Raw genomic sequence first — 23,867 nt, 5'->3', positions numbered from 1 at the left:
TTTTTTTTGACTAAATTTATATTTCTTTCAACAATTTAATTACATGAAAACGAAACCCATTGTAACACTGACCATAAATCCTTCCTTAGATAAATCAACTCATTTTGCAGGACTTATCGCTGAGCAAAAAATTAGATGTGGAAAACCACGCTATGACGCTGGTGGTGGCGGAATCAATGTTTCGAAAGCCATTGCAAAACTTGGAGGTACGTCCAAATGCATTTTTACTTCTGGAGGTTCTTCTGGCGAATTGCTCGAAGAATTAATTACAAAAGAAGGTTTGCAATTTGAATTAATAAGAACTAAAAGCTGGACACGAGAAAATTTTATTGCTTTTGATTCAGAAACACAATCGCAATACCGTTTTGGTTTTCCAGGAAATGAGTTGTCTCCAGCTGAACAAGATGAAATTTTGCAAAAAGTAAAAACGTTGCAAACGGGTTACTTGGTAATAAGCGGAAGCTTAAATGAAGGATTAGCAACTGATTTTTACCAACAAATAGCCCAAATAGCTAAAGCCTCTAACATCAAAGTTATTGTAGATACATCTGGTGAACCACTGAAAAAAGTTTTAGAAACAGGAGTCTACTTGATAAAGCCCAACATTGGAGAATTAGCAAAGTTAATTGGTGTAGATCGATTAGAATTTCCAGAGGTTGAGAAAGCGGCCAAACAATTAATAGAAAATAAAAGTGCTGAAATTGTTGTAGTTTCACTAGGAGCTGATGGAGCCATTTTAGTAACTCAAGACGAAACTCATTTTGTTCAAGCACCAAAAGTAGAAAAGAAAAGTACCGTAGGAGCTGGTGACAGTATGGTGGGTGGTATGGTGTGGGCATTGTCTCAAAACAAAACTTTAAAAGAAGTGATACAAATGGGAGTTGCTTGTGGTTCTGCAGCAACTATGAACGAAGGAACTCAATTGTTTAAAACGGAAGATGTGATTCAATTGTTGGGTGAAATGTAAAAAAATAAAACCCAATAACTTTCGTTATTGGGTTTTATAAGAAATCAGTAGGATGGTGTTTTATAAATACTCCTTAATCTAATAGTACTAATTTATAGCTTACAAAAGTTGGTCGATTTTGCTCCATCATTTTTGTATAATAGGAATGTGAAATATAGATCTCTTATTTGATCAAAACACTACTTCTTTCAAAGTATACATTTATTTAAACAAACTAATGTTAGTGATGTAGGATATCCTAACGGTTGGATTACTTTCTTGTAACGTATTCGTATAATTCCAAATATTTTGATGGATGTAACTCAATTGAATTTGTTGGTTTTTATCAATATTATAGCCTAAACCTCCAATAATTCTATTTTGATTGAAGAAAGTTTTTCCAGCATTGGAACCCAAATTAAAAAAAGCTTCATCGCCCAGAATTCCGAACAATTTGACTTTATCTTCTTTTTTCGTTAAAGTATAATTCATCAAGAACATATATCGCAATCTGTTTCGGTAATCGTATTGATCAATTGAATAATCTGATCCGTTTTTAATTGGTATGCCTACAAATCTAAATTCATCTCTTAAACGATGTGTAAATTTGAATTTTCCTTTAGAATGCACAAACGTTCCTTGAATCCAAACATGATCTTCAGGAATGTCTGTTTTGTTTAAAGACGGACTTCCATATACATAGGTGTTGTAATGCGAATAACCAATACTACCATTGAATTTATTAGTAAACTGATAATCAAAAGAGGGTCTCACAAAATATTGTTGCTTTTCTGAAACCCCGTTGGCATATCGCATAGTGGCTTCTAGTGTAAACGATAACTTTTGGCTTAACATGTTTTTTCCAACATAATGAAACCAAACATCGTTATTACTTGTTTTTACTTGTGCGTTTGAACTATTTGGCAACAGAATTCCTAGTAGCCCAACGAGAGCTACTAAGAAATGTCTATATTTTTTCATTTGTTAATTTATAAAATTTAAATTTTTTCTAGACGATTTTGGATGAGCGGAGAAAGCAGTATGGTTTTCTAATCCTTTAATGGTTACTTTTCCTCCATTCGATTCATAATCATGAACAAAATGTTCTAAGTTTTCCATAACAGAATTGTCTACAAGCTTAGTGTTTTTCAAGTCGATAGTAACATTAAATCCGTATGGGATTTCTTCTAATTTTCTTTTAATTCCTAAAAAATTTGTAAAAATTGCAGCTTTACTAATCGTTACTAAATACTCATTTCCTTCGAAAGCGACTTCAGTTGGCGCTTTAAAAAATGATGAAATTGGAGTTCCGTGTAATAAGTGAATGATCATGTTTAAAACCATACCGGCAGCAATACCCACTAATAAATCTTCAAACAAAGTAAAGAAAATAGTCACTAAAAATATAGCTAATTGTTCTTTTCCTATTTCAAATGTATGAATGAATTCTTTTGGATGCGCTAATTTTATTCCAACCGTAACTAACATGGCTGCTAATGCGGCATTCGGAATCATTTCTAATAATGGGGAAGCGACTAATAAAAAGGCTAAAATGAAAAAACCATGGAAGAAATTCGCCCAACGTGTTTTTCCACCATTGTTCACATTTGAAGAACTACGTGCTACTTCAGCAATCATTGGTAAACCACCTAAAAAAGCAGCGAAAACATTTCCAATTCCAACCGCAATTAAATCTTTATTAGCGTTCGATTTTCTTTTGAAAGGATCAACTAAATCTATTGCTTTTACAGTTAATAAACTTTCTAAAGTTCCAACCAAAGCAAACATAATTACGAATTTGATAAAAGTTCCTGTTTGTGAAATTCCTTCAAAACTAGCATTGAAATTAATGTTATCTACTAAATTTCCAATTTTTACCAAAGAATAAGCCGGTTCTGTATGAGCGAAATCCATATATAATTCTGCAGGAATAGCGAATAATAAAACTACAAGTGGTGCTGGAAACATTTTGATATACTTGTTTTTGATATATGGCCAACCTAACATAATGGCTAAACTCACCACACCAATAATAGTAGCTTTATAGTCTAAATTCATAATGAAATTCGGAATGTTAGCTAATAATTCTAAAGGACCTTTTCCTTTTGCTAAGGTAGGATTGTCATTTAATAATACCGGAATTTGTTTCGCAATAATAATAATTCCAATGGCGGCTAACATACCATGAATGGCTGAAAGTGGAAAGAAATCGGCAAGTTTTCCTAGTTTTAAAACGCCAAATAAAATTTGAACAAAACCCGCAATTACCATGGCTCCTAAGGCTAATTTCCAACCTAAAATCGGGTCGCCTTTTCCAAATTCGGCAACTGCGCTAGCTACAATTACGATTAATCCAGCAGCTGGTCCTTTTATAGTTAATCGTGAACCTGAAATTAAACTGACTAATAAACCACCAATAATGGCAGTAATTAATCCCATAATTGGTGGAAATTCTGATGCTTTGGCAATTCCTAAACTTAAAGGAAGCGCTAATAAAAATACGATAAAACCAGATATGGCATCTGATGAGAAATTTTCTTTTAATCCCGCAATTCCGTCTGCAGGGATGAATTTTTTTATTTTTGAGTTCATAGAAATGAATGTGTTTTTATTTATAATTTAAATATTTACGAAAAGTCTATAATCTTTCGTCTGTAATCTTATTTCTTCTTATGATGATTTATAAGGTAATTCGTGATAGGTTTTGATGTGTGTTCCTAAGAAAAGTCTGGTGTAAATTCTAACGCCAGCAATTCCAGAAACCACAAAACTACTTGCCACTAAAAAAGCTAAAACTACTTGGTGACTTTCAATATGGCTAAACAATAAATCTTCGCCAATAAAAGTGGAAGTGATAGGAAAACCGGTAACGCCAAGTGCTGCTAATAAGAAAAAGAAAGCAAATTTTGGATGTTCATAAACGTGTCCAGAATGTTGACTTAATAAAATTCTTTTTTCCATTGTTTTTAATTTCAATAAAGCGATGTAACCAATAGTTCCCGCAATTACAATTCCTGTGATATAAAGGGATATTTCGTAATAGCTTACTTTTTCGTTAAACAAAATGGCTAACACAATCCAGAAATGATTAAAAACAATTAGTAGCCAAGCCACAAACGGACTTTTCCTTTCTGAAAAGGCTTTGAAAACGAATACCAATCCAATGGTAGCGAAAACTTCAGGTAAATAATTAGTCACGTAACTTGGAATGGAATTTTTGTAATACAAAGTGATGCTTCCTGCTAAATACGTGCTTAAAAACAAAAAGAATAATTTTCTTAGGTTTAAGAAATTTAATTTGTTACCAATTGTGTTTAATGGATTCCACAGGAAAATTCTAATGATTTTTTCCAAGTGAAATTCGTTTAAACTTAACACATATAAAGCATTTTCTATTTTTTTAGGAATGATACTTTTGCTTACTTGTTTAGGTACGAAATTGTAAAATTGTTCTCGGATTAAATAACTTACCACAGATGGTGAAACCAATAATTGATAGGTTCTTAAAAACGCATTTCCAGCTATATGAAATAAAGCTAATGTTTCGAATCCTAAAGCAATTTCAATAAATATCAATCCAATTTGAGAAATCGAACTATAAGCAATTTGACTTTTTACGGAGGATTGTACTCTAGCAATCAAAGTGGTAATGATACTTGTGGTAAATCCCATCACACCAATGGCAATTCGCATAGACGTTTGGTGTTCCCAAAAAGGCATGGTTCGTAACATTAAAAAAGCACCTAAATGCACCGAAAGTGAACCGTAAAAAATAGCACTTGATGGCGTAGGACCTTCCATAGCTCTTGGTAACCAAGAAGAAAAAGGTACTTGAGCAGATTTTACTGCTGCTGCACACGCCAAACATAAGGCAATAAATGAACCGATTAAGGTATGATTTTGCAAATGTTCGTTGACCAATTCGTAATTATGCAGTCGGATAAAAGTGATGTTTTCATGAAACAAATGATGACTGGCCCACATCGCTAAAATAATTCCCACATCACCAATTCTATAGATTGAAAATACTCGGAACGCATTTTTTACAGGTAAATAACGTTCTCTGTAAAAACCAATTAGTAAAAATGATGAAATTCCGATAATTTCCCAACCAATAAATAAGGTTTCAAAATTTCCTGATAAAATGGCTAAATTATATCCAAAAAAGAAGAATAAAACAGTAATAAAAAAACGTTTGTATCCTTTTTCTCGATGTAAATAATAGCGACTATATGTTGTTATCATTGAGGTTAATAAAGCACCAATGAATAAATAAACAGCTGTTACTTTGTCGAAATAAAAATCTATGAAGAAGTCGTAGTCATTTGTTTTGACTAAAGAAACTTCGAATAAATTTAAATCTTTGCTGCCGTTAATTATCCAATAGGAAATAAAAACGCATAGCACTAAAAACTGAACAAAAACGGTTGTAAATGCCGTCCAAGATAACCAAGACTCTTTCTTTTCAGGAATAAAAAAACTAATCAAAAATCCTACAATAGGAATGATGATAAATACTAATAAAAATTCATTTGTCATCATCTTATTTTAGTAGCGTTATGTTTAAATTTTCCGAACTCGTTATCGCATATTCCAAAGAATTATCGATAGTTTGTATGTTATAAAAAACGGGTTTATAAATTTCAAATTCACCATTCACAAAACGATATAGTTCTTTAGTTTCTGGATGTAAGGCAACCAAATTAACCCAATTATTGATAAACCATTCGTAAGTTGCGGGAACTTTTGTTATGGCATATTTTACAATTTCAGGAAAATGTTCTACTACAATTAATAATCGTAATGGATCGTGAACTTCAATCATTTGACTAGGTAAACCTGGTCGTAAATCGCCGTCAATTCCATTCGCAACGCCAATTAATCCCATTACATTATGAGGTAATTTGGAACCTGCGCCGAGTTTATGATTGTCGACTCTAGAAAAATAATATTCTAAATTAATTCCGCCACCAACTGGAGCTACGGCATTTAAAATTCCAGCTAAATAATCGCCTTTTGGATCTACTTCATAATCAAAAGAATTCATAAACGAACGTCTGTCTAGAAATACATGGTCCGAAACACTTCTTCTTCCAACAATACACATGGCATTTGTTGCATGATTTAATTCAGGTCGAGGTTCAAATAGTGAAACCGAACGATTTTTTATTTTCTCATGTACTTTTGAAATGCTTTCGTTAGAATTTATGGTATCAAATCGTCTAGAGCGTTCTTTGGCATTATTTGCTAAAGCGTCTGTGAATGTTTTGTTGTTTTCTTTATGTGAAAAAGTATTTATTACAGAAAGTAATTCTTCATCGTAAAAAACAATTTCATCTCTAGTTGTATCATGTAAAGCGGGTAAAAACTGAGTTTCAATTGGAATTAAAATGCCTCTTTCAGCCAAAATTTCACGAACTTTTACATGATTGGCTGCGAAGCTTAATACTTTCGCGTTCACACTACTTGGTCTTCCGCTACACGCACCGCAATCGTAACCCGCAAAATGGGTGTTGTTTACGCTTGTCGCGCCGTGGCCAACCACATACACAAGAGGTGCGAAGTTTTCCACTAAACCAATACTTTTTAAAATCCCTTCTACACGGTTTGCCATTTCTTCAACTGAAAAACCAACTTGTAAACCTTCAATAGTTTCCTTTGGGTTGGTGTTTTCAATAACTAATTGCGATTTCTTATTCAAATGTTTAAATGAAGAAGAAGTGGCTGGTGACATGCTCGGTTTAAAAATATTTAAAAACAATTTAAACGCTGAGGTATATCCTAAAGTTTGAGAAATAAGCCAGCCGAATACTAAAGAATGCGATTTCTTATGGTAATGATAATCTTTAGCGCTTTTCTTTTTTCTCGGTAATTCTTTAATTAAAAATTTTGGAGTCACAGGTGCTGGACATAATTTGGTAAAGAATTTTCCATTTATAGGTTGATAGAAAAATTCGAAATTAAAAAACGCAGCAGTTCCAAACGTTTTTGCATCAGGTTCTAAAGCTTCGATATGTCTACGCAATGAACATTCTCTGTCGTCCATACAAAAGAAAGCTTGAAATTTTGTAGTTTCTTTTGATGTTTTTACACTTGTTTTATGTTGTAAACCTGTTAAGGCTTGGTTGTAAAAGGTCCATTCAAAAGCTTCTTGCCAAATAGAAAGCACTTCAAAATATTCTGAATAGGCAGATTGAGAAAATAAATTTTCGGCATCAAAAGTGATTTTGGAGATTAAAGGTTCCCAATTTTCACCAAATTTTTTATCTAAAGCGTCAATTTCTAAAAGTAACTCGAAAGTAATAAGTTCTTTTAAAGTTATTTTTCTTTCATCTAAAAGTGAAGTGGGATTGCTTTCTAAAGTTGCAATCATACCGCTCCATCCAGGATGAGAAAATTGTTGATCAAAGAGATAATTTTCAAAATACAAACCTTCTCCAACTAAAATTTGAAGTAATTTATAAATGGAAGTGTCTTCTTTTAGTAATTTCTTAGCTCTTGCCGTTGAAAAAATACTAAAAACACCATTTTCGTCTAATTCTTTTATGGAGGCTAAAAACCCGTCTTTATGAACAGGAAATGTCCAAACAGAAATCCCTTGATCTAAATAACTACATAAGATTCTAAAAAGAATACCATGCGTGGATTTGTCTAAGTTTATGGCGTATTTTTCTTTCCAAAGACTTCTAAGTTTTCCAATCTTAGGATGAATGGATTCGTCGTAATTTTTATGTATAACATTTTCTTTCCAAGATAAAAAGTTGTCTTCTCCTTTTTTCTGATAAATAATTTTATCAAGAATTGCTGCATTTATTTGGTTGTTTTTTAGCTTGTTTCTAAAATCAGAAAGCGGTAAAAACGTTTTATAACCAAATATTTCAGATGATTCTTGCAAGGCAGTAAAGAAGTCTTTGTCCTGAAAAGCATGTAATGTGTTATGATGCATAAAGTCTTTCAACGGATTTTGTGCAGGTAGAAAATGCGAAAGTTTGTGAAGAGTTGCCTCCTCCACAAATCGCAATGAAGTTAAATTCATTATATTCTAAATTAAGTTAATAACAATGTGAATTTGCTTGTATAGAGCAAACAGTTATGAATATTGTATTAACTTAAATTAAGCTTCCAGTTACAGAAAAGATCGTATAAAGGAATACTTTTTTGTAGGATACAAAAAAGTGTTTTATTGTAGATTTTTTGATTTTTGGAATATGAAAATAAACCAAAATTAGAACTAACTCCAGTGAAACATTTTTCTAAATCATCACCAAATTCAACATCTTCTTCAATGTCAAAATTGATAAATTCAAAATCATTTTCAATTTCATTTAGAGCAGAAAACCCATAAGATTTTGCGTGCTCAACTTTATAATTCTTAAAATTATTACTGACTTCAGGTGTATTATTTCCATACGACAAATTCCCACATACAAAGTATGTGAGAATTGTGAATAGGAATAATGTTTTTTTAATCATTGTAATAATAAGTAGTAGTCAAGCAAAACTATTAAAAAAAATAATAAAAGCGTATGATTATATCTTTAATCATTCAATTTTAATACGGCCATGAATGCTTCTTGAGGGATTTCAACATTCCCTACCAATCGCATTCTCTTTTTACCTTTTTTCTGTTTTTCAAGAAGTTTACGTTTACGAGAAATATCTCCTCCGTAACATTTTGCTGTAACGTCTTTACGCAATGCTTTGATTGTTTCACGTGCAATGATTTTAGCACCAATGGCTGCTTGAATTGGAATGTCAAATTGCTGTCTCGGAATCAATTCGCGCAATTTTTCACACATTTTTTTACCAATGTTGTAGGCATTACTCTCGTGAATCAACGCAGACAAAGCATCTACAGATTGCGAGTTCAATAATACATCAAGTCTAACCAACTTAGATGTACGCATTCCTATTGGAGAGTAGTCAAATGAGGCATACCCTTTAGAAACCGTTTTCAATCTATCGTAAAAATCAAATACAATCTCTGCAAGTGGCATGTCAAAATTCAATTCAACACGCTCTGTTGTCAAGTAAGTTTGATTGGTAATTACACCACGTTTTTCAATACACAAACTCATTACGTTACCCACAAAATCAGCTTTAGTGATGATAGTTGCCTTGATAAAAGGCTCCTCTACACGGTCTAAACGTGAAGGTTCCGGTAAATCAGAAGGGTTGTTAATGATAAACGGTGTCTCCGGATCTTTTTTGGTATACGCCAAATACGAAACGTTAGGAACCGTAGTAATTACAGTCATGTCAAACTCGCGCTCCAATCGCTCTTGGATAATTTCCATGTGTAGCATTCCTAAGAATCCACATCGGAAACCAAAACCTAAAGCTGCTGAACTCTCAGGCAAAAATACAAGCGAAGCATCGTTCAATTGTAGTTTTTCCATCGAGGCACGCAAATCTTCGTAATCCTCTGTATCAACAGGATAAATACCTGCAAAAACCATCGGTTTTACATCCTCAAAACCCGTAATCATATTCGTTGTTGGCGTTTTTGCATCCGTAAGTGTATCACCTACTTTTACTTCTTTCGCCTCTTTAATTCCAGAAATTAAGTATCCAACATCACCTGCTGAAATCACTTGTTTTGGCACTTGATTGAGTTTCAAAGTACCTATTTCATCAGCAAAATATTCATTGCCAGTAGCCATGAATTTAATTTTTTGCCCTTTTTTAATTTCACCATTTACCACTCTAAAAATAACCTCAATACCTCTAAACGGGTTGTAATGAGAGTCAAAAATCAAAGCTTGCAAAGGCTCGTCAACATTTCCTTTTGGAGCAGGAATTTTTTCAATAATTGCTGCTAATATATTTTCGACACCAAAACCAGTTTTTCCAGAGGCGTGAATAATATCCTCTAGGTCGCAACCCAATAAGTCAATAATATCATCGCTCACCTCTTCAGGGTTGGCGCTTGGCAAATCTACTTTGTTCAAAACCGGAATGATTTCCAAGTCGTTTTCTAAAGCCAGATATAAATTTGAAATCGTTTGTGCCTGAATACTCTGCGCTGCATCCACAATCAAAAGCGCACCTTCGCAGGCAGCAATAGATCGAGAAACTTCATACGAAAAATCAACGTGTCCCGGAGTGTCAATCAAGTTCAAGATGTATTCCTCACCCTTGTAGGTGTACTCCATCTGAATGGCGTGACTTTTAATAGTAATACCACGTTCACGCTCCAAGTCCATATTGTCAAGCAATTGCGCCTTTTCTTCACGAGCAGTTACAGTTTGTGTAGCACCTAGTAAACGGTCTGCAAGCGTACTTTTCCCGTGATCAATATGTGCAATAATGCAAAAATTCCTTATGTGTTTCATTTTCAGTAAATATCAATAAATTTGCTTGTCAACTTGTGGGCGTGCCGGCAGAAAAAGCCGTCGGGCTATGCGCTTTATCTTTTGTTCCGTTAGCACTTCACAAAAGGATGCCGCTGCTATCCCTCACGCAAAACCCCACTAAGAGTCAATTAATTTGCAAATATAGGCTAAAAGTTTTTTATGAGAGATTCAACAATGCCTAATGTTACTGCAATTGAAATTTAATTTTTTAGCAATTCTCATTTGGGGTCTTTCTTATTGTATTTTTGCTCGTATTTACAAGAGCATCTTGCAGTTACATTTAAACTTTTATACCAACTATTTATGCCTACTTCACCACAAGATTCTATTACCATAAACGACACTTCTTATAACTTACAAGAGCTAGAAAAACTAGCTTGGAAGAAATTAGTCAACGGTTCAGTCAAGAAAAAAAACGGTTTCCGAACCATGTGCGTTGGTACCATAAATGAAAACAACACTGCCGCTTTGCGAATTGTAGTAAACAGAAAAGTAGATGAAATTCAAAAAATCATTTACTTTCACACGGACAATCGCTCCCGAAAATGTTATGATTTACAAAAAGACAATCGCATTTCACTCTTGTTTTACGATGCGCGCCAACGGGTTCAAATTGTTGTGAAAGCACACGCCACTTTACACACTAACGATGCCTTATCAAATGATCGTTGGAACGCAACTAGTCCGCAAGCTCGTCTAGGTTATATGACATTGGAACCACCCAATTCAAAATCAGACCATCCAACCTTGGGATACGAAGAACGTTTTTCGACCCTAAAGCCCACAGATATTGAAAGTGATTTGTTTCAAGAAAATTTCACGGTTGTCGCTTGTACCGTCTATGAACTTGAATTTTTATACATCGACTTTACTGGCAACAGAAAAGCTAATTTCTTTTACGAAAACAGTGTTTTACAAGATAGTTTTTGGGCAGTTCCTTAAACTTAAATATGCAATGACTCATATTTTATTGAACTTCGCTTTGTAATACGTAGTGTCTTTTTCAGAGAAAACGACCCTGCGGTTGTCTTCATTTTCAAATTCTAAACTGTCATTAACCACAAATTTTACTTCTGTAAATTTATAGCCGGTAACAAATGTGGTTGTTATTTGATAGGTGTTATTGGTAGCATTCAATTTCATTTCGGTAGCTTCACCCCAAGATAATGGTTTGTCTTTTCCACGAATGGCTACCTTTTTTACATTTTCTATTTCGGATGCATCCAAAGTAAAAACAACTGTTCTTTTATAGGTTTTTTGAACGCAATTTGTTAAAAATAAAGAAAGTACAAGTGCTAGAAATATACTTTTAGTTTTCATAATTAAGCTTTGTTTTTAGTTAGTAAATAATCAATTCCAAATCGGCCTGAACCTAGTATTAAAAAGAACATCGTAACCCAAAGAAATCCTATGGCAGCAAGGCAGTTCCACAATCCATTTTGTATTTGTTGCATAAATATGGCAACTAGCATGGTGCAAATTACTAAGAAAGAAGCAATACGGGTCTGAAATCCAAATAACAGTAGCAATCCGCCAACAGCTTCTGCAAAAGCGCCCATCCAAGCAAAAAAAGCTGGAGCAATGGCAAAAATCCCACCATAACTTGCCACATCACCGGGAAACCAAAAAGCGACTTCAAACAATCCTAAATTGGCATCAACAGGTGACCAAGGCATTCCAAATTTATCGGCTCCAAAGTTAAAAGCCAGCAAGTACCCACAAACAATTCGCGGAATAGTAATAAATAGATCTTGTGACCAATGTGGTAACAAAACAGGTTTAGTGATTTTGGTAAGTAGTTTCATAGTGTTGTATTTTTTGATTTTCTTATTGAAATTGATATTGAATTTTGATATTGCCATTGCCATTGAACTTTGAATTTTTATTAATTGACAATCAAATCGCCATTACCTGATTTTTTCGAATTACTATCAAATTGGGCTTTTCCTTTGTTTATAACATCACCGTTTCCAGTTAATTTTGCAGTAAGTTTTTCACTGACATTGGCAGTTATATTTCCGTTTCCAGTACTTTTTAAATCGGCTTTTTTAGCAACTAGATTCTCTGCGTTTACATCGCCATTTCCAGTTTTAATGATATCCAATTTGTCAATCGTTCCGCTAATTTTACTTTCGCCATTTCCGGTGTTTTCTAATCTAAAGTAACGACCCAAAACATTTTTAACGGTTAAATTACTGTTGCCAACGTTTTTGATGACACTTGCCTCTGGCATCGTGATTTTTATTTTTAGATTGGTATCTTCAACATACATTTTGTTATTTTGGTTTCCTTTGAATTGAATTTTTAGTTCTTTACCCGAACCGTTTTCTGAAAAACTCAGGAGACGTTCCAAATTGTCATCGATAGTTATAGCAATGCTCCAAGGTTTGCCAATCTCAACTTCAATAGTTCCATCTAAATCTTCAAAAGAAAGCTTGTCGAAATTTTTGTAGTCATAATTTTTGGTGATCGTTTTTCCTGTTCCTTGTAGTTGTGCGTGTGCAAAAGTTGAAGCGAAGACCAACGTTATTGCCAAGATTAATTTTTTCATAATTAGTTTTTTAGTGATTAATAACAGGGCAAAGTTGCGCCATAAATCAGCACCAATCGCTTCAAATTATGATTTGAGACTAACTAAGTAATGTTTTAAAGTATTGTAAATATTGAGGTTACAGGTTTTCTGTATATTCTTTTGGTGTTTTGGAGGTATTTTTCTTGAAAGCTCTATTAAAAGTAGCTTTCGAATTAAAACCGCAATCAAAAGCAATTCCTAGCAAGGTAGATTTCTTGTGTTCGCCATTTGACAAACTCATTTTAACCGCTTCAATTCTGAAATTATTGATGTAATCATTAAAGTTCATTTGAAAACCTTGATTGATCGTTTTGGAAATAACAGAGGCGTTGGTTTCTAATTTTTTTGCCAAATCAGTAAGTGTTAATTCGGGATTTTGATAGAGTTTTTCAGCCTGAATTAAGGTTTCTATTTTAGATTTCCAATGTTCCGTTTCGGGCGAAACAGTCTCTTCTACCGACTCATACTGAATGTCAATGCTCGTTTCCAAATTACCGGCACTGCTGTTGTCCAATAAAAGAATGGGACTTTTGTCAAAAAAAGACATTTTAAAGGGTATCGTAGCATTTGTAGGATTAGAATATCCCGTAATGGCAATGTAGTACATCACAATCGAGAAAGAAAGATAAAACCACCAACTGCCTTGATACGATTTCATTTCTGGTAAAAAGTATTCAACACCATCAAAAACGAGTGGTAAAAGCAACATCACTAAAAAAGCAATCAAATACGTTTGAATCCATTTAAACAAAACCGAATCGGCATAACTTACTACTTGAAATATCAGTCTTTTGTAAACATTGTAATATCGAATGCTCAAAATAAAGTATACAATCATCGAGAGTAAACCTAATTTTTGATACCATTCCTCGAAGTCTTTGTCCATTCCATTTTCGTAAAAATAATAGTCGCCAAAAATGAATTTGTCGTAAATCCAAATAGCAATAATGTAAATAAGATACAGCAATCCTGGCAGAATATGTATTGCCTCTTTTTTCGAAAATTTAAATGAGGGATTCAGTAAGCTTTGTGTGTAAAAAAAGATGATTGGACCTATCCATAAAAGGTGTTGAAAAGGAGTGTAAAATAAAATATCCCGATAGGGTTGATTGTCATACCAGCCCGCAAAACCAAGCATCCAAGGTGCAATATAGAGGCTACAAAGAAAAATGAAAAAACTCAGCCAATAATTCGATTTATTGTCGGTTTTAATAGCTTTTGCTAGTAACAAAACGCTGTATACAATTCCTTGTGTAAACGAAATAAGTAAAACGGAACTGTAAAAGCCAAATTGAAAAAGCATCTTGTAGTTTTCGTAAAAATAATTATTTTTTGTAAACCAATGTCAAAATTTTGCAAGTATGACTTCTGGTGTCTTAATCTCTTGATAGTTCCAAAATTATCGGTCTAATTTTTTTATCTTTGCAAAAAAATTAAAACACCTTGATTAAAATAGGCGACCATATTGTTTTACCGGATTTTCCCTTACTTCTTGCTCCAATGGAAGATGTGAGCGATCCGCCGTTTCGTAGATTGTGCAAAATGCATGGTGCTGATATGATGTACTCTGAATTTATCTCATCAGAAGGTTTGATTCGTGACGCCATCAAAAGCCGAATGAAATTGGATATTTTTGATTACGAGCGACCTGTGGGGATCCAGATTTTTGGTGGCGATGAAGAGGCAATGGCACTTTCGTCAAAAATAGTTTCTACTGTAAATCCAGATCTCATTGACATCAATTTTGGCTGCCCTGTCAAAAAAGTAGTCTGCAAAGGTGCCGGTGCTGGTGTTTTAAAAGATGTTGACTTAATGATTCGGTTAACCAAAGCCGTTATTGATAGTACTCATTTGCCAGTAACGGTGAAAACGCGTTTGGGTTGGGATGATAATTCTATCAATATTGATGAGGTTGCAGAACGTTTGCAAGACATTGGCGTTGCTGCATTGAGCATTCACGCTAGAACGCGTGCCCAAATGTACAAGGGCCACTCAGATTGGTCACACATTGCCCGTGTGAAAAACAATCCAAGAATTACGATGCCTATTTTCGGTAATGGCGATATTGATTCTCCAGAGAAAGCATTACAGTATAAAAATGAATACGGCATTGACGGAATCATGATTGGTCGCGCCGCTATTGGTTATCCTTGGATATTTGATGAAATCAAACATTACTTCAAAACAGGAGAACATTTAGCAAAACCTACCGTTATTGATCGTGTAGAAGCTGTGCGCAATCACCTTACTTGGGCCATGGACTGGAAAGGCGAACGATTAGGAATTGTTGAAACGCGTCCGCATTACACGAATTATTTCAAAGGAATCCATTCTTTTAAAACCCACAAACAAAAATTAGTTACTCTAGATCGTCCGGAAGAGTTATTTGCCGCTTTAGATGAAATTCAGGATGCTTATGCCGGTTATGAGGTAGTTTAAAATTCTATTCAAAAGTTAATGGCATTTTTTTATGCCAATTTTTAGTATATTTGATATAAAATATTGATTATGAGTGTTCAAACTGAAAAATCTTTTTTAATTGATTTACTTCAAAATATTAATGATGCTTCTATAATTCAGAAAGTAAAGAATTTTGTTTTGCACGAAATAGAACCAAATATTTTGACAGAAAACCAAAAGAAAGAATTAGATATAAGGATTTTAGAACGACAAGAAAACCCAGCATCTGGAGTAAATGCAATGGATTTTTTAGATTCTATCAAATCTAAATATGAGTTATAAAAATCTTGTTTTAAGCGCTAAAGCTTCTGTTGAGATTGAAAATGCTATCGCACATTATGCAATAGTAAACAAAACTTTAGCTATAAGACTTGAAAAAGAAATCCGTTCTGGATTCAAAGCTATTGTTGCAAATCCAGAAAGTTTTCAGTGTAGATATTTTGAAATCAGAATATTTTGGTTGAAAAAATTCCCATTCGGACTTTACTATATTTGTGATAATGGCCACATAAATATTTTGGCTTTTTGGCATACCAAAGAAGATATTTCTAGTAAATTGTCAAAAATAATATAGGTCTTATTCTAATAACCTTTTACTAACCCTACTACTCGCTATCAGTGACGCAATAAAACCCAGCGATACAATGGTTCCCATCACAATAAGAACATTTTCAAGAGAGAAAACAACGGGGTAGGCTAGTGTAGGAGTAATCATAATCAACTGGAAGTATTCTTGCAATAAAACAATAATAATCCCAATAGTTAATCCTGTAATTCCACCAAAAACACTCAATAAAGTACCTTGAAGTAAGAATATTTTGCGTAAGTCTTTTATTTCAGTACCCAGGTTATAAAGTGTTTTTAAATTTCCTTTTTTGTCCAAAATCATCATTATCAAAGCGCCAATTAAGTTAAAAAGTGCCACCACAATCACTAATGTAAAAATTAAATACACAGCAATATTCTCAGTGTTTAGCATTTTATAGAGAGCCTCGTTGAGTTGGGCTCGGTTTTTTACCGTGATTTTATGGCTAAAAATGGAGTTTAATTGGGATGTAATTGCCTTTTCATCGGCTGTTTTAGATACTTTAAATTCTATTCCCGAAACTTGATTGGGTTTGTATTCCAGTAATTCTTGGGCTAAACCCAAGTCAGCAAAAACATACTTTGAGTCTAAGTCATCGTTTATATTGTAGATGCCTACTGGTATTACATCGGTTTTATTAAAGGCTTGTTCAGGATTTTCAATGGCGCCTTTTCCTGGTTTTGGAACTAAAACTTCCAGTTGATTATTAAAATCCAACAATCCCATGGAGAATTTTTGAGCAATTCCGTAGCCTACAACTACTTGGTACGTATCTGGGCTAAGCCATTGCCCGTTAAAAAGTTTTTTATCAAGGGCATTTACTTTATTAAAATTGTGGTCCACTCCTTTAAGAGTAGCAACCTCTTGTTTGCCATCAAAAGTAAACAAAACCCGCTCTTCAATAATTTTAGAATAGGAAACGATGCCGTCAATTTTTTTAATCTGCTTTTCCTGACTTGGTAAAACAAAGAAAGATTTACCCAGAGTGCTGCCTATTTTTAAATCAGGATCTATATCATTTGCAAACGAAAGACTAAATACTTTAAGTCCGCTAAACACTGATAAAACCACAAACAAAGCCATGGCACCAACAATAATTCCCAAACTGGCAATCCGATTGATGATGTTAATAGCGTTGTTTTTGCTATTACTTTTGAGGTAACGTTTGGCTATATAAAGCGGAAAATTCAATGGTTATTGAAATCTACGTTTGTCTAATAAATCTCTGTTTTCAATAGGATTGTCTCGGTTAGCAAGAGCATTGTCTATTTTTTCAATATAATCTAAAGAGTCATCAATAAAGAAAACCAAATTTGGAACTTTTCTCAATTGTAATCGTACACGTTGAGACAAGTCATGCTTAATATTCTTAGAATTTGATTTTACAGCCTCCAGAATTTCATTTGCTTTTTCTTGAGGAAATACACTTAAATGCACCGTAGCTACTGATAAATCTGTAGTCACCGTAACCTTGGATACCGAAATGACTAAGTTTGCCAATCCGTTTTTTCTCACTTCACCTTGTAGAATGTCAACCAAATCTTTTTGGATCACCCCACCTATTTTTTTCTGTCTATTTGTTTCCATGCTGCAAAAATACTACTTTTAAGTTTTATCCCGAAGTTTCGGCGCAAATTTTAAAAAGTAACCTATTAATACACGTATTTTTAGGAGCTATTTCCTGCTGTTCACTATATCTTTTTATAAGGTGATGAAAAATCACCTCATAAAAAGGATGCCGTTTCCATCAGGGCTAGGAGATCCCGTGCAGTAATGCGCTATTTCTATAAAATGATAAGTAAAATTCAATATTTAAAAATATCAATTTGGAACCTAAAATAAATCCAGTTTCGGCTCCCTCACCTTTGGGAAGTCCCGACGCTTCGGTAGGGGAGGGGAAACCTTCTTTCTCTATATATGATGCTTCTGCAGGTTCTGGAAAAACCTACGCGTTAGTCAAAGAATACCTTAAGATTATTCTTGTTGCAACAAAAAACGATGCCTATCGCAACATTCTGGCCATTACGTTTACCAATAAAGCGGTACACGAAATGAAATCCCGAATCGTAGGCAGTTTATCTGAGTTTGCAAAGGAAGAACCCAACCAAAAGGCGGTAGACTTGATGCAGGATTTAGCTTCAGATACCAAACTGTCTATTATCCAAATCAAAACCAAATCACAGCAAATCATTAAGCACATTATTCACAATTATGCTGCCTTTGATATTTCTACCATTGATAAATTTACCCACAAAGTGATTCGGGCTTTTGCTCATGACCTGAATCTGCCCATGACTTTTGAAGTCACTTTGGATACCGAAAATTTATTAACAGAAGCTGTTGATGCCATTATTGCTCAAGCCGGAGAAGATGAAACATTAACAAAATTGTTAATTGATTTCACAATGGAAAAAACAGATGATGATAAGTCATGGGATATATCTCGGGAAATTCTTCAAACTGGGAAACTGGTCTTGAATGAAAACAACCGAAATGAAATCACCCATTTTCAAGATAAATCCATCACTGAATTTGTCGAAATCAAAAAAAAATTAGCCGAAACCTGTAAAATTCTTCAAAAAGAGAGCATCGTTTTAGCTGAAGAAGCGTTGGCAATAATTGATAAAAACGGAATTAATCTTAAATCCTTTTCGGCAGGACATTTCCCCAATCATTTAGTGGCCATTAAAGACGGAAAATACAATCCTAAAAATAAAACCTATCATGAATTTGATGATATAAAAATTAATAAAACAGCACAAGACAGAGCTGTAATAGAAAGTATCATTCCTAATTTACTTCAGCTTTTAGACAGTATTTATAAACTGCATGATAAAATAAATTTTTACAAAGCATTCTTAAAAAACATTACACCTTTATCATTATTGAATACAGTAAGTAATGAATTGGCCAAAATACAACAGGAGCAAAATGTCCTTTCAATTGCTGAGTTTAATGCCATCATTCACAGAGAAATTCAAAATCAGCCAGCGCCTTTTATATACGAGAGATTAGGAGAGCGCTACCGACATTTTTTCATAGATGAATTTCAAGATACGTCCGAAATGCAATGGCAAAATCTGATTCCGTTAATTGACAATGCACTTTCAGGTCAGGACGATTACGGTGTAAAAGGGACTTTGATGATAGTAGGAGATCCCAAGCAATCTATCTACCGCTGGCGAGGCGGAAAAGCAGAACAGTTTATTGAGCTAAGTAAGGATCAAAACCCGTTTAGCAATCCGGATAAAAGACTGGAACATTTAGACAAAAATTATCGTTCCTATTCCCAGATAATTGAGTTTAACAATGATTTTTTTAAGTTAATTTCAAATGAATTTGAGCACCCAGATTATAAAGATTTGTATGAAAACCACAGCTATCAAAAAACGAATGATAAAAAAGGAGGCTATGTAAACATTTCATTTATCCCAAAACCAGAAAAAGGAGAAGAGGAATATGATACAAATCTAGATGAGGAAAGCAAGAGCAAAATAGATTTATACGTTGAAGCCACTTTGAGTACCATTCAAAAAACGCTTCAACAAGGTTTTCAATACAAAGATATTGTGGTACTCACCAGAAAAAGAAGTCAAGGAATTGCCATTGCAAATTATTTAACAGAGCAAGGAGTTCCACTTTTGTCTTCAGAGACTTTGATGATTCAAAATGCCACCGAAGTACGATTGATTATTCATTTATTAAAATATTTAAAAAACAGTTCCGATTTAGAGTCTAAGGCAAATTTCCTTCAATACATAGCGCAAAACAGTCAAGATAAGTATCCTGTTCATGATTTTATTGCGCAAGGAATGGCTTTGCATAAAGAAATTGATTTTGAAAATTGGTTACTCGATTTTGATGTTTCACTTTCGTTTCAAAACATTCGAAAAAAATCATTGTATGAAGCGGTAGAAACTATAATTTCAAAGTTTCTCCAGCCATCTCTCTCCCATTCGGGGAGTCCCGAAGCTTCGGGAAGGGAGGGGAATGCCTATGTTCAGTATTTCTTAGACATTGTTCTGGAACGTGATATTCGCAATCAAGCAGGAATTTCAGATTTCTTGAATTTTTGGGATAAAAATGCAGAGAAATTCAGTATTCCTTCACCAGAGGGAACGAATGCCGTTCGAATAATGACCATTCATAAATCAAAAGGTTTGGAGTTTCCAGTTGTTATTTTTCCTTTTGCCGAGGAAGATTACAATAGAAAACCAAAGGACAAACTTTGGTTGAATGCTGAGGAGGAGGATTTTGGTTTGCCAAAAGTTTTAATTGACAATAGTAGTGCAGTGGAGGGATTTGGAGAAGCAGCGGCGGCAGTATACCATCAAAAGAAACAGGAAGAATTGCTAGATAATATTAATGTTTTGTATGTGGCTTTAACTCGTGCAGAGGAACAGCTGTATGTGATTTCAAATATGAATCTATCTAGTAAAGGCGAAATTCCTAAGAATAATATGTGTAGCTTTTTCATTAATTATTTAGATCATAAAATTGGTTTTGATGAGCAAAAATTAGAATATGAATTGGGTGAACCAGTAAAGTTGTCCTCGATAAAGCAACATGTTGATACTTCAAAAATTATTCCTGTTGTTTCAGAAATTTTGAATCCAAAGAACATTAAAATTGCACAACGCGAATCTATAATGTGGGGAACCCAGCAGCAAGAAGCCATTGAATATGGTAATTTGATTCATGAAATTTTATCCTTTGTAAAAACAAAAAAAGATGTTGATATAGCCATTACAAAAGCATTAGAAAATGGTTTAATAACATTTTTACAACAAGAAACGGTTTTGGCTACCATTCAAGAAATTGTGAACCATCCGGAATTAGAAGTTTGTTTTTCAGAGGGGAATGAGGTTTTAAATGAGCAAACCATCATTCAAAAACAAGGAAAATCTATAAAACCAGACCGTATGGTGATCACTCCAAATAAAGAAGTGCAATTGTTAGACTATAAAACAGGTACTCCTAATATAAAGTATCAACAACAATTAGAAGATTATCAATCGGCAATAGAGTTGATGGGTTATAAAGTGACAAAAAAAGCACTTATTTATATCGGAAAAGAAATCGAAGTAGTAAATTTGTAACTCAAAAATGAATAATTCGCAAAAAATAGAACTTTTAATAATTAGTTTATGTACGGAAAAATAAAAGAACATCTTCAAGCAGAATTGCAAACCATAGAAGATAACGGAATTTTTAAGAAAGAAAGAATAATTACCTCACCACAAGGTGCCGAAATTACAATAGCAACTGGAGAAACAGTACTTAATTTTTGTGCAAACAATTATCTAGGATTATCATCTCATCCAGAAGTAGTTCAGGCTGCAAAAGATGCACTTGATACACATGGTTTTGGGATGTCATCTGTTCGTTTTATTTGTGGTACACAAGACATACATAAAACATTAGAGAAAAAAATATCTGAATTTTACGGTTTAGAGGACACAATCTTATATGCAGCCGCATTTGATGCGAATGGTGGTGTTTTTGAGCCATTATTAGGTGAGCATGATGCCATAATTTCGGATAGTTTAAATCACGCTTCTATTATAGATGGTGTGCGTTTGTGTAAGGCAGCTCGTTACCGTTACGAGAACTCAAATATGGAGGATTTAGAACAGCAATTGATAAAAGCAACTGAGGCAGGAACCCGATTCAAGTTAATTGTAACTGATGGTGTTTTCTCTATGGACGGATTAGTGGCTCCATTAGATAAAATTTGTGATCTAGCGGATAAGTATGATGCTATGGTTATGGTAGATGAGTGCCATGCTGCAGGTTTTATTGGGGCAACCGGAAAAGGTACGCTCGAGGCAAAAGGTGTAATGGGTAGAGTAGATATTGTTACAGGAACTCTAGGGAAAGCCCTGGGTGGAGCTATGGGCGGATACACTACAGCAAAAAAAGAAATTATAGAAATCTTACGTCAGCGTTCAAGACCTTATTTGTTTTCTAATTCACTAGCGCCATCAATTGTAGGTGCTTCAATAAAGGTTTTTGAACTATTAGAAAAAGACACCACTTTGCGTGATAAACTGGAATGGAATACAAATTATTTCAAAAACGGAATGAAAAAAGCTGGTTTTGACATTATAGATGGTGATTCGGCAATTGTACCAGTAATGCTTTATGATGCAAAATTATCACAAACAATGGCTGATGAATTATTAAAGAAAGGTATATATGTGATAGGCTTCTTTTTTCCAGTTGTTCCTAAAGATAAAGCAAGAATTAGAGTGCAACTCTCTGCTGCACATACACAAGCGCATTTAGATAAAGCAATTCAGGCATTTGTAGAAGTAGGGACTATGTTAAATATTATATAATTCCCACATTAAGCACGTAAATCGATTTTTTTTAACATTTCGTTTTGTAGTTTAAAATTTACGTGCTACTTTTGTTCATAATTAACTAAATGTAATTAAAAAATTTAAGTATGAAACATCTTAACAAAATTTTTGTTGCTGCGATGATGGTGGTGGGATTTACATCTCAAGCACAAGATAGCAACAATCCTATTGCAATATCTTTCGGAGTAAATGCAATAGATACTAAAACTAGTGCAGGAGGAGGAAAAGGATGGGCTGATCGTCATTTCTCTCAACCATTTGCTGTAAAAGACAATTGGAATATTTTACCATCAGTATCGTACCTTAGTGTATCGAAATATGTTGGAGATAATTTCTCTGTAGGTCTTGCAGGATCTGTAAACAAAATTGACAAATACGTAAACTTTAATCCAGCTGCTCCAGGAAGAGATTCTCGTGGATATGTAGTAAACAATCCTGGAGATTTAATGTATTATGGAATTGATGCTACTATTAGATATAGCTTCATGAACATGATCAAGTCTAAAGTTATTGATCCTTCTCTTTCTGTAGGTGGTGGATACACTTTCCTAGGAGATAGTAGTTATGGAACTTTAAATCCTGGTGCAGGTTTAACATTCTGGTTCACTGAGAACGTAGGTGTTGAATTAGCAACAAGATACAAAAAATCTTTTGGAGATAGACAAGAAGCTAATGGCACGCCAGATGCTCCATCTCATTTCCAACATTCTGCTGGTATCATCTTCAAATTTGGAGGTAAAGATACTGACGGAGACGGAATCTTTGATAAAGATGATGCTTGTCCAGATGTTGCAGGTTTAAAGCAATTCAACGGATGTCCTGATACTGATGGAGACGGAATCCAAGATAGCGCTGACTCTTGTCCAGATGTTGCAGGTTTAGCATCTTTAAATGGATGTCCTGATGCTGATGGAGATGGAATCGCTGATAAAGATGATGCTTGTCCTAATGAAGCTGGTCCAGTTGCATTAAAAGGATGTCCTGATACTGACGGAGACGGAGTAGCAGATAAAAATGACAAATGTCCTACTGTAGCAGGTCCTAAAGATAACGCAGGTTGTCCTTGGCCAGATACTGACGGAGATGGTGTATTAGACAAAGATGACAAATGTCCTTCTGTAAAAGGAACTGTTGCTAACCAAGGTTGTCCTGAAGTTTCTGACGATGTGATGAAAACTTTAAATAACTATGGTAAAGTAATCTTATTTGATTCTGGTAAATCTACTTTCCAACAAGGTACTTATGCAGTATTGACATCAATTAAAGATATCTTGAATGAGTATCCAAATTCTAAATTCCAAATTGAAGGTCACACTGATAGCGATGGAAGTAATGAATTAAACCAATCTTTATCTGAAAACAGAGCTGCTGCAGTTAAAAACTATTTAGTTGAAAACGGTATCGCTACTGATAGATTAAGATCTACTGGTTTTGGTGAAACTAAACCAATTGCACCTAACAAAACTGCAAAAGGAAAAGCTGAAAACAGAAGAGTTGAGATTTCTTTGATTAAAGAATAATTTCCTCAAAATATTTATAGAAAACGCCTCGATTTATCGAGGCGTTTTTTTTATTTTTATAA

General features: G+C 34.1%; 20 protein-coding genes. 8 read left to right on the top strand and 12 right to left on the bottom strand.

From position 1 onward, the window contains the following. Positions 1 to 43 precede the first annotated feature (43 nt). Positions 44 to 967 (top strand): 1-phosphofructokinase family hexose kinase, encoded by a 924-nt coding sequence (locus LQ189_RS14135; RefSeq protein ID WP_230158019.1) that lies wholly within the window; start codon positions 44 to 46, stop codon positions 965 to 967. A gap of 201 nt (positions 968 to 1,168) precedes the next feature. Here LQ189_RS14135 and LQ189_RS14130 read toward each other — a convergent pair whose 3' ends face one another. The 6 genes from LQ189_RS14130 to lepA all read right to left on the bottom strand — a co-directional run bounded on the left by LQ189_RS14130 (position 1,169) and on the right by lepA (position 10,281). Then, complete coding sequence (locus LQ189_RS14130; protein ID WP_230158017.1) at positions 1,169 to 1,927, bottom strand: DUF2490 domain-containing protein; 759 nt, start codon at positions 1,925 to 1,927, stop codon at positions 1,169 to 1,171. A 3-nt stretch (positions 1,928 to 1,930) separates the two neighbouring features. Beyond that, a complete protein-coding gene (locus LQ189_RS14125) occupies positions 1,931 to 3,538 on the bottom strand; it encodes a SulP family inorganic anion transporter (protein WP_230158016.1) in 1,608 nt (535 codons plus the stop codon). 78 nt (positions 3,539 to 3,616) lie between these two features. Next, positions 3,617 to 5,485, bottom strand: a complete 1,869-nt coding sequence (locus LQ189_RS14120) for a proton-conducting transporter membrane subunit (protein WP_230158014.1) — start codon at positions 5,483 to 5,485, stop codon at positions 3,617 to 3,619. Positions 5,486 to 5,489: 4 nt separating this feature from the next. After that, positions 5,490 to 7,982 carry a YbcC family protein gene (locus LQ189_RS14115; protein ID WP_230158012.1) on the bottom strand — a complete coding sequence of 831 codons (2,493 nt, stop codon included), beginning with the start codon at positions 7,980 to 7,982 and terminating at the stop codon, positions 5,490 to 5,492. 68 nt (positions 7,983 to 8,050) lie between these two features. Beyond that, entirely contained in the window at positions 8,051 to 8,419 is a 369-nt protein-coding gene (locus LQ189_RS14110) for a hypothetical protein (RefSeq protein ID WP_230158010.1), read from the bottom strand. 65 nt (positions 8,420 to 8,484) lie between these two features. After that, positions 8,485 to 10,281 carry a translation elongation factor 4 gene (gene lepA / locus LQ189_RS14105; RefSeq protein ID WP_230158008.1) on the bottom strand — a complete coding sequence of 599 codons (1,797 nt, stop codon included), beginning with the start codon at positions 10,279 to 10,281 and terminating at the stop codon, positions 8,485 to 8,487. Positions 10,282 to 10,605: 324 nt separating this feature from the next. On the opposite strand from lepA, the gene LQ189_RS14100 reads away from it, so the two are divergent. Next, positions 10,606 to 11,244, top strand: a complete 639-nt coding sequence (locus LQ189_RS14100) for a pyridoxamine 5'-phosphate oxidase family protein (RefSeq protein ID WP_230158004.1) — start codon at positions 10,606 to 10,608, stop codon at positions 11,242 to 11,244. Positions 11,245 to 11,262: 18 nt separating this feature from the next. Here LQ189_RS14100 and LQ189_RS14095 read toward each other — a convergent pair whose 3' ends face one another. The 4 genes from LQ189_RS14095 to LQ189_RS14080 all read right to left on the bottom strand — a co-directional run bounded on the left by LQ189_RS14095 (position 11,263) and on the right by LQ189_RS14080 (position 14,177). Next, complete coding sequence (locus tag LQ189_RS14095; RefSeq protein WP_230158003.1) at positions 11,263 to 11,622, bottom strand: hypothetical protein; 360 nt, start codon at positions 11,620 to 11,622, stop codon at positions 11,263 to 11,265. A gap of 2 nt (positions 11,623 to 11,624) precedes the next feature. Continuing rightward, positions 11,625 to 12,107, bottom strand: coding sequence for a DoxX family protein (locus LQ189_RS14090; RefSeq protein ID WP_230158002.1), 483 nt, complete (start codon positions 12,105 to 12,107; stop codon positions 11,625 to 11,627). Between the two features lie 80 nt (positions 12,108 to 12,187). Next, positions 12,188 to 12,853, bottom strand: a complete 666-nt coding sequence (locus tag LQ189_RS14085) for a GIN domain-containing protein (protein WP_230158001.1) — start codon at positions 12,851 to 12,853, stop codon at positions 12,188 to 12,190. Between the two features lie 118 nt (positions 12,854 to 12,971). After that, positions 12,972 to 14,177, bottom strand: coding sequence for an AraC family transcriptional regulator (locus tag LQ189_RS14080; RefSeq protein WP_230158000.1), 1,206 nt, complete (start codon positions 14,175 to 14,177; stop codon positions 12,972 to 12,974). Between the two features lie 140 nt (positions 14,178 to 14,317). Here LQ189_RS14080 and dusB point away from each other — a divergent pair, with 140 nt between their 5' ends. The 3 genes from dusB (at position 14,318) to LQ189_RS14065 (ending at position 15,908) form a co-directional block, all read left to right on the top strand. Beyond that, entirely contained in the window at positions 14,318 to 15,313 is a 996-nt protein-coding gene (gene dusB, locus LQ189_RS14075) for a tRNA dihydrouridine synthase DusB (protein WP_144890531.1), read from the top strand. Between the two features lie 69 nt (positions 15,314 to 15,382). Next, entirely contained in the window at positions 15,383 to 15,616 is a 234-nt protein-coding gene (locus LQ189_RS14070; protein ID WP_230157999.1) for a hypothetical protein, read from the top strand. Further along, on the top strand, positions 15,606 to 15,908 hold the full coding sequence (locus tag LQ189_RS14065; protein ID WP_230157996.1) for a type II toxin-antitoxin system RelE/ParE family toxin: 303 nt from the start codon (positions 15,606 to 15,608) through the stop codon (positions 15,906 to 15,908). Before LQ189_RS14070 ends, LQ189_RS14065 begins: the two co-directional genes overlap by 11 nt. 3 nt (positions 15,909 to 15,911) lie before the next feature. Here the strand turns inward: LQ189_RS14065 and LQ189_RS14060 are convergent, their stop codons facing one another. Together LQ189_RS14060 and rbfA are read right to left on the bottom strand one after the other, a co-directional pair. After that, the gene (locus tag LQ189_RS14060) at positions 15,912 to 17,111 is read right to left on the bottom strand and encodes an FtsX-like permease family protein (RefSeq protein ID WP_230157995.1); all 1,200 of its coding nucleotides are present in this window, start codon (positions 17,109 to 17,111) and stop codon (positions 15,912 to 15,914) included. A 3-nt stretch (positions 17,112 to 17,114) separates the two neighbouring features. Next, positions 17,115 to 17,507: a 30S ribosome-binding factor RbfA gene (gene rbfA / locus LQ189_RS14055; protein WP_086453295.1), complete on the bottom strand. Its 393-nt coding sequence runs from the start codon at positions 17,505 to 17,507 to the stop codon at positions 17,115 to 17,117. A 278-nt stretch (positions 17,508 to 17,785) separates the two neighbouring features. Between rbfA and LQ189_RS14050 the strand changes: the two genes are divergently transcribed. From LQ189_RS14050 to LQ189_RS14040, 3 genes are all read left to right on the top strand, one after another. After that, positions 17,786 to 21,019 (top strand): exodeoxyribonuclease V subunit beta, encoded by a 3,234-nt coding sequence (locus tag LQ189_RS14050; RefSeq protein ID WP_230158688.1) that lies wholly within the window; start codon positions 17,786 to 17,788, stop codon positions 21,017 to 21,019. Between the two features lie 48 nt (positions 21,020 to 21,067). Beyond that, complete coding sequence (kbl, locus tag LQ189_RS14045) at positions 21,068 to 22,261, top strand: glycine C-acetyltransferase (RefSeq protein ID WP_230157993.1); 1,194 nt, start codon at positions 21,068 to 21,070, stop codon at positions 22,259 to 22,261. Between the two features lie 110 nt (positions 22,262 to 22,371). Further along, a complete protein-coding gene (locus LQ189_RS14040) occupies positions 22,372 to 23,805 on the top strand; it encodes an OmpA family protein (protein ID WP_230157992.1) in 1,434 nt (477 codons plus the stop codon). Positions 23,806 to 23,867 lie beyond the last annotated feature (62 nt).

It is taken from the genome of Flavobacterium sp. CECT 9288 (genome assembly GCF_918731615.1).
Lineage (GTDB): Bacteria > Bacteroidota > Bacteroidia > Flavobacteriales > Flavobacteriaceae > Flavobacterium.
This window is presented reverse-complemented; position numbering and strand designations above follow the sequence as displayed.